Source organism: Streptomyces carpinensis, from assembly GCF_002154505.1.
Classification (GTDB): domain Bacteria; phylum Actinomycetota; class Actinomycetes; order Streptomycetales; family Streptomycetaceae; genus Streptomyces; species Streptomyces carpinensis.
The window spans coordinates 1-10,548 of record NZ_MUBM01000254.1; the positions used below are offsets into that span (position 1 = coordinate 1).

The 10,548-nt window shown below is 67.5% G+C and carries 11 protein-coding genes and 2 pseudogenes; 8 read left to right on the top strand and 5 right to left on the bottom strand.

Translation table 11 applies throughout. The features are described 5' to 3' along the window. The coding region (locus BZY54_RS52390) for a hypothetical protein (protein WP_208640830.1) at positions 1–649 on the top strand (649 nt) is incomplete at its 5' end. Positions 650–657: 8 nt separating this feature from the next. Continuing rightward, positions 658–1,779, top strand: coding sequence for a winged helix DNA-binding domain-containing protein (locus BZY54_RS31190; protein WP_086728677.1), 1,122 nt, complete (start codon positions 658–660; stop codon positions 1,777–1,779). A gap of 99 nt (positions 1,780–1,878) precedes the next feature. Here the strand turns inward: BZY54_RS31190 and BZY54_RS31195 are convergent, their stop codons facing one another. Both BZY54_RS31195 and BZY54_RS31200 read right to left on the bottom strand, forming a co-directional pair. Then, complete coding sequence (locus tag BZY54_RS31195; RefSeq protein ID WP_086728678.1) at positions 1,879–2,400, bottom strand: hypothetical protein; 522 nt, start codon at positions 2,398–2,400, stop codon at positions 1,879–1,881. Positions 2,401–2,445: 45 nt separating this feature from the next. After that, complete coding sequence (locus tag BZY54_RS31200; RefSeq protein WP_086728679.1) at positions 2,446–2,991, bottom strand: P-loop nucleotide/nucleoside kinase family protein; 546 nt, start codon at positions 2,989–2,991, stop codon at positions 2,446–2,448. 336 nt (positions 2,992–3,327) lie between these two features. On the opposite strand from BZY54_RS31200, the gene BZY54_RS31205 reads away from it, so the two are divergent. The 3 genes and pseudogenes from BZY54_RS31205 to BZY54_RS31215 all read left to right on the top strand — a co-directional run bounded on the left by BZY54_RS31205 (position 3,328) and on the right by BZY54_RS31215 (position 6,837). Next, complete coding sequence (locus tag BZY54_RS31205; RefSeq protein WP_086728680.1) at positions 3,328–3,765, top strand: hypothetical protein; 438 nt, start codon at positions 3,328–3,330, stop codon at positions 3,763–3,765. A 734-nt stretch (positions 3,766–4,499) separates the two neighbouring features. Beyond that, positions 4,500–5,780 (top strand): M14 family metallopeptidase, encoded by a 1,281-nt coding sequence (locus BZY54_RS31210; protein ID WP_086728681.1) that lies wholly within the window; start codon positions 4,500–4,502, stop codon positions 5,778–5,780. 111 nt (positions 5,781–5,891) lie between these two features. Further along, positions 5,892–6,837: pseudogene (locus BZY54_RS31215) on the top strand (IS5 family transposase). Here BZY54_RS31215 and BZY54_RS31220 read toward each other — a convergent pair. After that, positions 6,773–7,096, bottom strand: a complete 324-nt coding sequence (locus tag BZY54_RS31220; protein ID WP_244217432.1) for a hypothetical protein — start codon at positions 7,094–7,096, stop codon at positions 6,773–6,775. The pseudogene BZY54_RS31215 and the gene BZY54_RS31220 overlap by 65 nt on opposite strands. Positions 7,097–7,359: 263 nt before the next feature. After that, positions 7,360–7,890 carry a hypothetical protein gene (locus BZY54_RS31225; protein WP_244217433.1) on the bottom strand — a complete coding sequence of 177 codons (531 nt, stop codon included), beginning with the start codon at positions 7,888–7,890 and terminating at the stop codon, positions 7,360–7,362. 157 nt (positions 7,891–8,047) lie between these two features. On the opposite strand from BZY54_RS31225, the pseudogene BZY54_RS53765 reads away from it, so the two are divergent. Next, positions 8,048–8,233 (top strand): annotated as a pseudogene (locus BZY54_RS53765) (IS701 family transposase); the annotation flags it as partial. 12 nt (positions 8,234–8,245) lie between these two features. Here BZY54_RS53765 and BZY54_RS31230 read toward each other — a convergent pair. Further along, positions 8,246–8,461, bottom strand: a complete 216-nt coding sequence (locus BZY54_RS31230) for a hypothetical protein (protein WP_086728683.1) — start codon at positions 8,459–8,461, stop codon at positions 8,246–8,248. Positions 8,462–8,636: 175 nt separating this feature from the next. Here BZY54_RS31230 and BZY54_RS31235 point away from each other — a divergent pair, with 175 nt between their 5' ends. Both BZY54_RS31235 and BZY54_RS31240 read left to right on the top strand, forming a co-directional pair. Next, entirely contained in the window at positions 8,637–9,290 is a 654-nt protein-coding gene (locus BZY54_RS31235) for a response regulator transcription factor (protein ID WP_086728684.1), read from the top strand. After that, on the top strand, positions 9,281–10,548 hold a 1,268-nt coding region (locus BZY54_RS31240), incomplete at its 3' end, for a sensor histidine kinase (protein ID WP_086728686.1). The genes BZY54_RS31235 and BZY54_RS31240, both read left to right, overlap by 10 nt.

Here is a 10,548-nt window from a genome sequence, read left to right on the forward strand (position 1 = left end):
ACTACCGGGAACCGCCGAACAGCTCAACCAGGCCAAGCGGCAGGCCGACAACCTGCCATTCCCGGCCTCGGCAAGCAGACCCCACCCCGGCAAGAACCTGGCACCCCGCGACGGCGCTGACGCCGCGCCCGGAAGGCGAGCACAGCGGCGCCAAGGGCGCAGCCTGACCGGCGGCGCGCCGCAACGCCAAGCCCGCAACGACGCATCGATCTCTACGTCCTCGACACGCGCTGGTGAATCGCCGGCCTGGGCGACACCGGTGCCGGATGTGTCAGTTGCTCTCCTAGGGCAGGCTGGAGCCATGGCTGCGGGGATCTTCCGCGTAGCGCCTCTCACGGCGCCACGGACGGGAGCGTCGGTGAGCCGACGTGCGCACGTGCTGCTGAACAGGCTCCAAGCTCGCGGTCACCGGCATCACCACCGAGCTGAACGAGCTGGCTTGATCACGGCTCAATATGTGCTCCAGCCGCTTTATTCGATCTTCGTGCCGGAATCCTTGCGGGGCGTGCGTCGGTTGATCAGTCAAGCTGCGCCCTTCATGTCCACCGGCCCCGCCCAGCCAGAAGTAACGTCGTTACTCACGTACACAGCCAAGAAGCCGTCCATCCTCGCCGACGAACTGGGCACGTTCTTCGCCCTCCTGGACTGAGAGCTCAGATGGCCACCACTTCGCCCCAGCCCGCCGACGTACTCGGGCGGCGGGCTCTCAACCGCGCCTTCCTGGCACGCCAGTTGCTGCTGACGCGTCGAACGATGCCGACGGAGGAGGCGCTCGAACACCTCGTGGGTCTACAGGCACAGGCACCCATTCCGCCCTACTACGGCCTGTGGACCCGGCTGAAGGACTTCCGCCCCGCGGAACTGGCCGGCCTGCTCACCGAACGGCGGGCCGTGCGCATCGCACTGATGCGGGGCACCGTCCATCTGGTCACCTCCACCGACTGCCGCAGACTTCGGCCGTGTCTGCAGCCGTTCATGGAACGAAGCCTGACCACCACCTTCGGCAAGGACCTGAACGGGCTGGATCCGGCCAAGGTCGCGGCGGCCGGCCGCGAGCTCCTGGAACAGTCCCCTCTGACCGTCGGCGACCTGAGCGCCTCCTTGCGGACGACCTGGCCCGACCACCCCGCCTCCGCGTTCGGCAACGTCGTACGCAGTCTGCTGCCGGTCGTCCAGATCCCGCCCCGCGGAGTGTGGGGTCAGAGCGGACAGACGACGTACGCCACGGCGGAGGACTGGCTCGGCGCCCCGCTGGACCCGGAGCCCGACATCGACGCCCTGGTCCTGCGCTATCTGGCGGCGTTCGGCCCTGCCACCGTCAAGGACATCCAGGCGTGGTCGGGACTCACCCGGCTGCGCGAAGTGACCGAGCGCCTGCGCCCGCAGCTGGTCTCCTTCCGTGACGAGGACGGCCGAGAGCTGTGGGATCTGCCGAGCGCGCCGCGTCCGGACCCCGACACGCCCGCGCCGGTGCGCTACCTGGCCCCGTACGACAACGCGATCCTCTCCCACGCGGACCGCACCCGGATCATCAGTGACGAGCACCGCAAGGCCATCGCGACGAAGAATGCCGTGATTCCCGGGACGATTCTGGTCGACGGGTTCGTCGCCGGGGCATGGCGGACCGACCGTGCGCGCGGGGCGACGACTCTCAGCGTCCAGCTCTTCCACCCGGTGAGCAAGCGCCGGCGCGCCGAACTCACGGAGGAAGGGGAACGTCTCCTGCTCTTCGCGTCGGACGGCGCGGCAGGGCGTGAACTGCGCATCGCCGACACTTGACCGCGAATTTGCCGCCGCTGTCACAACGGGCCTGATTCGGCTGCTTGAAGCACATCGAAGGCGGGCGGCACCAGGACGAGTGGCTGTAGCCCACGGCCGTCATGCAACAGGATCCACGTTCCACGCCTCGGGCAGATCCCTGCCGCAGAAGACACAGACGAAGTCGTCCTCGCGAACGATGTTGTGCTCCTGGCAGCCGGGGCAGCGCCGGAACACCACTTCGTGGGTAAAACCGGTCGCACGTCCGATCTCCATGTCGTCCAGAGCACGGGCGACTGCCGGCCAGGAGCTGCCGTCCGGGCAGTACCCGGTGGAGTGGTTGCTGACGTTGCCCACGGCCCATCGGCCTGCCTCGCAGGTGAAGCCGATCTCGCCGGCGCTCAGCACCGTTTCTCCGCCGGCACAAGCCACGTGTTCGCTTCGTCGCGGCGCCAGCCGAAGCACGCCGTCCCTGCCGACCACGAAGGTGAACGGCTCAGCCAGCTCCGCTGCCGATCGTTCAGCGACCCAGCTTGCGAAGTCAGCCGCCGAGCCGATCCGGCAGCCGCCGCTGCCAGGCCGGACCGCAGCCTTCAGCTCGACCGGTCCGACGTATCGGTAACTCCGCCCCCGCACACTCACGTAAGCCAACCTAGAACACTTCCGGCACACGCCCTGCTCTTCCCGTCACGGGCGCGATTCCGCGCCAACTCGCGCGAGCACAGCGTCAGCCAGCTCCTGCGGCGTCAATCGGCCATCCAGCAGCGCAGTTTGCTGCGGCAAGGCGTCGACGGCAGCCATACACGACGCGATCTTGGACTTGCACCATGCACGGACCTGCTCGTCCTTTGCAGGATCGTCAGGGGTGAAGCTCCGCCCGTCAATCCGCTCGACCAGTACGTCCTCAGGGACCTTCAGGAAGAAGTGGTGCACCGGAATGTCCGCCTCCTTCAAGGCACTGAAGATTTCATCCAGATAGACCGGGTTCGTCAGTGTCATCGGCACCAGGACAGGCCGCTGATACTCCTCCACCAGGCCCGCAGCCATGTTGACGACCTGGCGCCGCCACTGACGCAAATCCTGAAAATCACCGGTCGGCACCTCCACGACCTTGCGCAGAACGAAGCCCACCATCTCCGGATCGAATACCAGTGCCGCTGGCCATCGGAGCCGCAACTCCTCCACCAAGGTGGTCTTCCCGCTGCCGAATGCTCCGTTCACCCAGACGATCACAGATTCTCCCTCGCGAGTAACAGTTCTCAGACGCCAGGTTCAGACCTGAAACGCCGAGCATGCGTGGGAGCCGCCCCACGGCCACCCCACTCACGCACTCACCAATCCCCATGCGCCTCGCACGCTCGCGGTTCCAACGATCTGGAGCGAGGAGCGTGCCCGGGCGGGGTGAGCTCGATGAGCATGCAAACGTGCCATCCCAGAGCCAGGCCGGCAACTCCATACCCGTGACGGCCGTGAGCTTCTGTCGCTGTTGGTCGGCGTCAGCCAACCTCGCACGACTCAGAGACGGCCCACGGTCTCCCGAGGTCGGACCCGTACCGCATCATGTAGGTCATGTCACTGACCTTCGGCCCTGACCGGCAGACCCGCGAGTTCCAGTGCGACTGCTGCAACGCCCCCATCGAACGTGCCTGGAACTTCGTCTATGCGGACGGCACGCCGTACACGGTGTACTTCGCGAATTGCTACCACCACCGGGACCGGGATCACGACGCGTGGATAGACGTGATCTTCGGGACGTGGGGCGTCGGGGCGGACCAGTGGGACGATCACGTCTCGTTCGCCTGCCGAGTGGGCCCTGTCGTTGGCCAGGATGAGCCAGCGTCCACCTTGGTCACGGCAGGTCTCGCACATCCCGATGGCCCCCTCTTCGGCCGCAAGCTCGATCGGCAAGCCGCCCTGCAACATCCACGGCTGCCGGAGTTCTGGCAGGTCTCCGACTTCATCCTGGAGCACGACCCGTTGGTGCGCGGTCACGTCTACGGGAACTGAACGACCACGGGAACTGAACGACCGCCGAGCCGCCTTCAACAAGCCGCGATCGACCATGATCAATTCCCCGCGCACTCCCCCAGCGCCGCCACGGTAGGCGTTCTCACCGCATCTGCGGCGGTCTTACCGGTCGGTCTAAGTCAGTAATGATTGTGCGTTTGCCGCTGCGGTCGAAATGGCAATTTTCAGCCACCTGGGTGGCGACATTTGGAGCGATTGCCGGCGCGGGGCAATCGGCCGCTACGGTTATTTTCAGTGGTTTTTCTGTGATGAATCTAACGTTTAAATCCGGAACTTCGGTGCCTCTTTACGGTTACCGGGCGGTTTCTTGACGTGCTCTTGGGGTGTCTTGAAATCACCTTCAGCGCAGTTGATCTCCCAGCTAGGTTCTGCCTCTGGTGCGGTTTCGTACCGGAATTCGTTTCGCTCCACGCGGAAGGAAACAACGCGTAGTGCGTTTATCTACACGACCGTCAGCGCCAAGCCCACACGCCGCGATCGTCTTGCAACGGCCGCCGCGTTGCCGCTTATCGCGGAAGCCGGCATCGCGGTAACAGGTCAGGCCGCTGCGACACCCGAGCGTTGCTGGCACCGACCAGGATCTCATCGGCTCTCGGCTCCGCTCGAGCAGAGGGCACCTCCGTCTCGTCCGCGTCTGCCACCCCCCACGCGTCCCGTTCCGAGGGCGTGGCTTCGCCGCGCCCGACCCACCGCATCCCGGGAGGTAGTCTCTGATGACACCCCGTTCCCGCGCCCTCGCCCTGGCCATCGCGACGGCCGCGCTTGCCGCTCCCCTGGTGGCGGCGCCCGCGCAGGCCGCCGACTCCCTGCCCCGTACCGGATTCGAAACCTCCGACGGTGCACGCTGGACGACCCAGCTCGAGGAGCAGGACTTCCTCGCCGCCGTCGACAAGGCCAGCGACCGGATGTCCGTGTCTCGGATCGGCACCACCAAGCAGGGGCGCCCGCTCCAGCTCGTACGAATCGGCGAACACCGCACCGCCGAAACGGTGTTGCTGATCTGTTCCCAGCACGGCAACGAGCCCTCCGGACGCGAGGCCTGTCTGACCACCATCCGCGACCTCTCCTTCGCGCAGGATGCGCGGACCCGCGACTGGCTTGCCCACAGCACGCTCCTCGTCGTGCCCACCGCTAATCCGGACGGCCGCGCCGCCAACACCCGGGGAAACTCCGACGGCATCGACATCAACCGCGACCACCTTGCCCTGCAGACCGCCGAAGGGCGGGCCATGGCCGCCGTGATCCGCGACCGGAAGCCCGACGTCATCTACGACCTGCACGAGTACGGCGCCACACCTAAGTACTACGACAAGGACCTCTTCGACTTGTGGCCGCGCAATCTCAACACCGACCCCAAGGTGCACGAGACGGCCGAAGCCCTGTCGGGTTCGTATGTACGGCCGGCCGCGAACAGTGCCGGCTACTCGACCGGCACGTACGGCATCTGGACCGACCCGGTCACCGATGAGCCCATCAAGCAGACCGCCGGTGACGGACAGGAGCGCATCCTGCGCAATATGGCGGGGGTCAAGCACTCCGTCGGCCTGCTCATCGAGAGCCGCGTCGACGCGCTCAGTGACGCCGAGAAGGCCGACCCGGCGCTGAACCACCGTCGTCGCGTGCAATCCCACCTCTCCGCTCTCGGCGGTCTGTTCGACTTCACCAAGGAGCGGCAGAGTCAGATCGTGTCGGCCACCCACTCCGCCAGGGCGGCGGGCTACAGCGACCGCGGCCCGGTCTACCTCGGCGGCGCTGACAACGAGCCGGCACAGCCGTCCGAGATACTGAACAACGCGCCCTGCGGCTACCGGCTCACCGCAGCCCAGTACGCCGACGTCAAGGACGAACTCGCCCTGCACGGCGTGACGGTGCGGCCCGAGGGCGACGGCGCGTTCGTGCCGCTGCGGCAGTCGATGCGCGCGCTGGTGCCGCTGCTGCTCGACGCGCGTGCGCAGTACGAGCTCGTGGCGGGCATGCCCGTGGACAAGTGCTGACGTCCCACCGCAGCTGGGTCCTCGTCGTGCCTGCCCTTCGGGCGCACGACGAGGACAGCGACCTGCTCGACCAGAGCGTGTCTCCTTGACAGGTGGGTCAGTTGATCGAGTGTGTCTGTCCGGTCAGTGATCACTGATGCGAGGTGGGCCGGACCGAGCCGCTGATGCCGCACGACCCGATCCGTAGACGACGAGGGGCCGATCACCGCAGAACCCTGGAAGTCATCGCGTGGAAGTACCGCACCTGCTCGCCCTGGCGCGATCTGCCAGAGGAGCTCGGGCCCTTTCAGACCACGCACGAACGCCTGATCAGGTGGGCCATGGACGGCACATGAGAACGGATCTTCCCGGCTGTCCTTGCAGTGGCGGATGCCGGCGGCGACGTGGGCTGGAACGTCTCGGTGGACTCCACCGTCTGCCGGGCTCACCAGCATTCGGCCGGAGTCAGGAAAAGGGGGCGCCCGGCCGGGCCGAGCCAGAGGATGACGCGTTCGGACGCTCCCGCGGTGGGTTGAGCACGAAGGTCCACTTGGTCAGTGACAGCCGGGCACGGCCTCTGTCCATCCACGTCACCGCGGACCAGGCCGGTGACGCGCCGGCCTTCGAGGCAGTCATGGCCGGAATCCGGATCCCAGGAAACGGACTCGGCAGGCGAAGAACCCGCCCTACGGTCGTACTGGTGGATCGCGCCTACTCCTCCCGCCCGATCCGTGGGCACCTCCGTCGACGCGGCATCCGTGCCGTTGTCCCGCAGCCCGCCGACCAGATCGGCCACCGTCTGCGGCGAGGCCGCGCCGGAGGCCGCCCGCCCAGCTTCATGCCGAGACATACAAAGAGCGCTATGCCGTCGAGCGGCCGCATTGCTCGGATCAAGCAGTGGCGGGGCCTTGCCATGCGGACGGGCAAGCTTGCTGTCGCCTACCAGGCCGCACTGCACCTGGCCGCCATCCTGATCTGGTCCCGCAGGCGACAGGACTCTGACGCGAGCCGGTCTACTGGAGGTCTGTGCTCGGTTGGCGACGCCAGTCCCATCCGGGGTAACGGTCCACCAGCATGAGGAACTCGCTCGCCTGCAGGATCTCGTGGTGGTTGGTGTCGACAAGACCGTCCACGCCAGGCAGGACGTCGCGGAGGAACGTCCGGGCCGCGTCCAAGGACTGGCACGACACATAGACCGCGTACGGTTCGCCGATCCGAGTCCTCACCTGCTGGAGCTCCTCCGGTTCGTAGTCCGCCAGGATCCCGCCCGAGAGGTCGATGTAGTACGAGTACCCGTGCTGGTGCAACCTTTCGTCGCCCGTCACGGGATCCGGCACGAGCTCAAGGGAACGGATTCGCCCTTCAAGCGACGGGCGTCGCTCCACGGAGACAAGGATGATCACAGATGGCCAGGACACGCGTCCACCTCCCCGCGCGACTGTAGTCGAGCGGCCCCCTCGGTTCGCCAGATTTTCCGTTCGGCGGGGAGGGTTCTTTGTCAAGGAGACCGGCTCTAAAAGTACTCCAGCTGCAGATCGTGATCTTGCGTCAGCGAAGGTTGAGCGCGTGCCTCCCGATGACGGCCGAGGGCGCCGTGGCGTTACATGTTCCGGCAGGCCCTGGCTTTGAACTCCGCTATGGAAACGGTGATAGCGGATTCGTCGCCGTTGTCCGAGATGTTGTCGTAGCGGACCTTTCCCGGGGTGAGCCGGTCCCGGTCGGCCAGAGTGAAGGAGACCTCTTCCGACGACCACGAGTTGTCCTTCGTCCAGCCGTAGAACGTGTAGGTGGTCTTGGCGGTGAGCGGAGCGGGAGATCTGGTCGCGGTCCAGCCGGCAGCAGGAGAATCGAGGGGCCAGGTGGCGAGACCGGGCGTGAGGGGACGGTCGGCGGTCCATGAACCGACCCTCACCGTCTTGTCGACGTCGGCACTGTCCACGTAGAGGGTCGCGCCATCGATCTGATGTCCGCAGACCATCATGACACCGAGCAGATGTCCGTCGCCGGTCACGGAGATCCCGGCGACGGCATCGACGGGGACCGTGCATCCTGAGGTCGCGGCCAAGGCGACGCCGATCGCGACGACACCGACGAAGCGCCGGAACACCCGCCGTGAAGTGGTCGACCACATGATGAGCCCCCCGCCCGACGCGCGCGCGTAGGCCCCCTGTCCCCGAATGGCAGGGGCGAGCGGCGCGGATGCGGCCACCGTTGATCATCGGTGTGTGAAGACAGAAGATCAGGCGGCGGCCGCAGGCCGCAGCATAGATCCCGCCCACTGGCAGGACATGTTCGAGGCCATGATGGGCCGCATCTCGGGACGGTCCACCCGAGTGGAACCACGGCGGCGGACGCGGGAATTCATGCTCGGGCTCTTGTCGGACCTGCCCCACAAGAACTGCTGGACGCTGGCCGATTACGCCGGTGATGCCGCCCCGTACGGCCTGCAGCATCTGCTGTCGAGGCCGAAGTGGTTCTCGATCGGCTCAGACCTCGACGCGCCGTTCAACCAGGCCTTCCGATCCGGCGGCGGGGAAGACACCGATGTGCAGCCTGCGCTTTCCGACCCGGTAGGTGGGCATTCCGTACGAAAGCGCCACGCTCGCCTGCGGGAATTCGTCCGGGATCAGCCCGCTCACCCGGTCGAAGAGCGAGCGGTGACCTGGCGCGATGGCGTCGATGTACTCCTGCACAGAGTCCATGCGACCCATTGTGGTCCTCCCGCGAACCCCCACTGCTGCGGCTCGACCGATCGCGCCCGACCGTCGCGGCTTCAGGGCAGGACGAGGGCGTGCGGCACCAGCGGCCTGCTTTCGATCGTCAAACGGCTGACCAGGGCAGATGGAGAACTGGGACGGGAGTGTCTAGGGTCAGCGCGTGGCTTTCATCATGGTGTGCGAAGACGACGCGGCGGTCCGCGGCCTCCTCAAGCGCGCCCTGGAGCACGACGGCCACACCGTCTCCGTCGCCGCCACGGCCGACAGCCTGCTGCGGCAGCTCGCACCGGCGCCCCATCTGGTCGTCCTGGATCTCGGGCTCCCGGACGCCGACGGCCGCGACGTCTGCCTGGCCCTCCGGGCTCGCGGCGTCGACGCGCCGGTGTTGATGCTCACCGCCTTGGACGGCCTGCATCACAAGGTGGGCGGCTTCGAGGCCGGCGCCGACGACTACATGACCAAACCCTTCGACCTCCCGGAACTGCTGGTCCGCGTCCGAGCGCTGCTGCGCCGGGCCACCGTGGCGCCCGCACCGGGCGAGGTCGTCCTCGATCCGGCGAAGCACGTGGTGACCTACGACTCGGTGAGCAAGAGCCTGACCCCGACCGAGTTCCGGCTACTGGGCCGTCTGATCGCCTCGCAGGGAGACGCGGTACGTCGCCACGCCCTCATCGCTGCCGGCTGGCCACACGGAGCGCAGGTCAGCGACAACACCCTCGACTCCTTCGTGCGCCGGCTGCGGACCAAGCTCGGTCCGCTGGGTGTGGCCGAGCGTCTGGCGACCGTCCGCGGCGTGGGCTACCGATGGCAGTGACGGGATTCCGCGGGAGGGTCGTCGCGCTCACTGTGCTGATCGCCACCGCCGTGGTCGCGATACTGGTCGTGGTCTCGCACGTGCTGCTGAGCCGGGTGACGGACGCCGACGCGCACGATCTGGCGCGTACCCGCGCCGAGGCGGTCGCGGCGAACGTCACCACCGTGGGCGGCCGTGTCATGCTGACGGAGAACAGCAGCGAGGCGCTGGACGAGGTCGCCTGGGTGTATGCCGACGGCCGCCTGATCGACGGGAACGTACCGGCAAACATGGTCGAGCGTGCCGAGGCGCTGGCAGGCTCACGGCGATCGCAGACTGCCGCCGTCGACAACTATCTCCTGTACGCGCGGGAGGTCCCGATCGACGGCCACCACGTCATGGTGATCGTCCGGGTGGACCTCAGGCCCTACGAGACGTCCGAGCAGCGCAGCCTGACCTTGTCGCTGATACTGGGCGGCCTCGCGATCCTCCTCGCCGGCGGTGTCGCGCACCTCGTGGTGCGCCGCGCGCTGCGGGTCGTGCACGAGATGGCCGCCCTCGCCGACGACTGGGGCCATCACGAACCCGGGCGCCGCTTCGACCTCGGAGTTCCCCGCGACGAGTTCGGGGAACTGGGGCGGACCCTGGACCACCTGCTGGAGCGCGTCGACAACGCGCTGGCGGACGAGCGCCGGCTCACCGATGAGATCGCCCACGAGTTGCGGACACCGCTCACGGTCCTGCGGGGCGAGGCGCAGTTGGCGCAGCTGTCCGGCGAGCCGGTGGCGCCGGAGGCAGTGCTGAGCGAGGTCGACCGCCTCGATGCGGCGATCACGACGATTCTGCGCGCCGCGCGCGCACGGACAGACGATGGGACCCGGTGCGATCTGCGCTCCGCCGCTCGGCAGGCGATCGCCGGCCGCGCGGTCGAGGTCGTCTTTCCCGCGAAGGCGGAGGTCGCCGTGGCGGCCGACGTCGCCGTGTCGCTGCTGTCGCCCCTGCTGGAGAACGGCCTGCGGCATGCGCGGTCGCGTGTGTGGATCAACGCTCGCGTCCAGGGTGAGGCGATCGTGGTCGATGTCCTGGACGACGGCCCCGGGTTCGATCCCGCTGAGGTCGACCGGGTCTTTGAAGCGGGTGTGACCGGCGGTGGCGGGTACGGGCTGGGGCTGCCGGTGGTTCGGCGCATCGCCGCCTCGGCCGGGGTGGAGGTCCGTGCGATCGCGGACGGCCACGGTCACGTCGAGGTGACGCTCCCGGCCGCGCGCGCGGCCACGTA

Bases quoted from the DNA above. Each gene is read 5' to 3' on its own strand.
- BZY54_RS31190 (WP_086728677.1), top strand. From the start codon at position 658: ATGGCCACCACTTCGCCCCAGCCCGCCGACGTACTCGGGCGGCGGGCT.
- BZY54_RS31205 (WP_086728680.1), top strand. From the start codon at position 3,328: ATGTCACTGACCTTCGGCCCTGACCGGCAGACCCGCGAGTTCCAGTGC.
- BZY54_RS31210 (WP_086728681.1), top strand. From the start codon at position 4,500: ATGACACCCCGTTCCCGCGCCCTCGCCCTGGCCATCGCGACGGCCGCG.
- BZY54_RS31225 (WP_244217433.1), bottom strand. From the start codon at position 7,890: ATGTGGTCGACCACTTCACGGCGGGTGTTCCGGCGCTTCGTCGGTGTC.
- BZY54_RS31230 (WP_086728683.1), bottom strand. From the start codon at position 8,461: ATGGACTCTGTGCAGGAGTACATCGACGCCATCGCGCCAGGTCACCGC.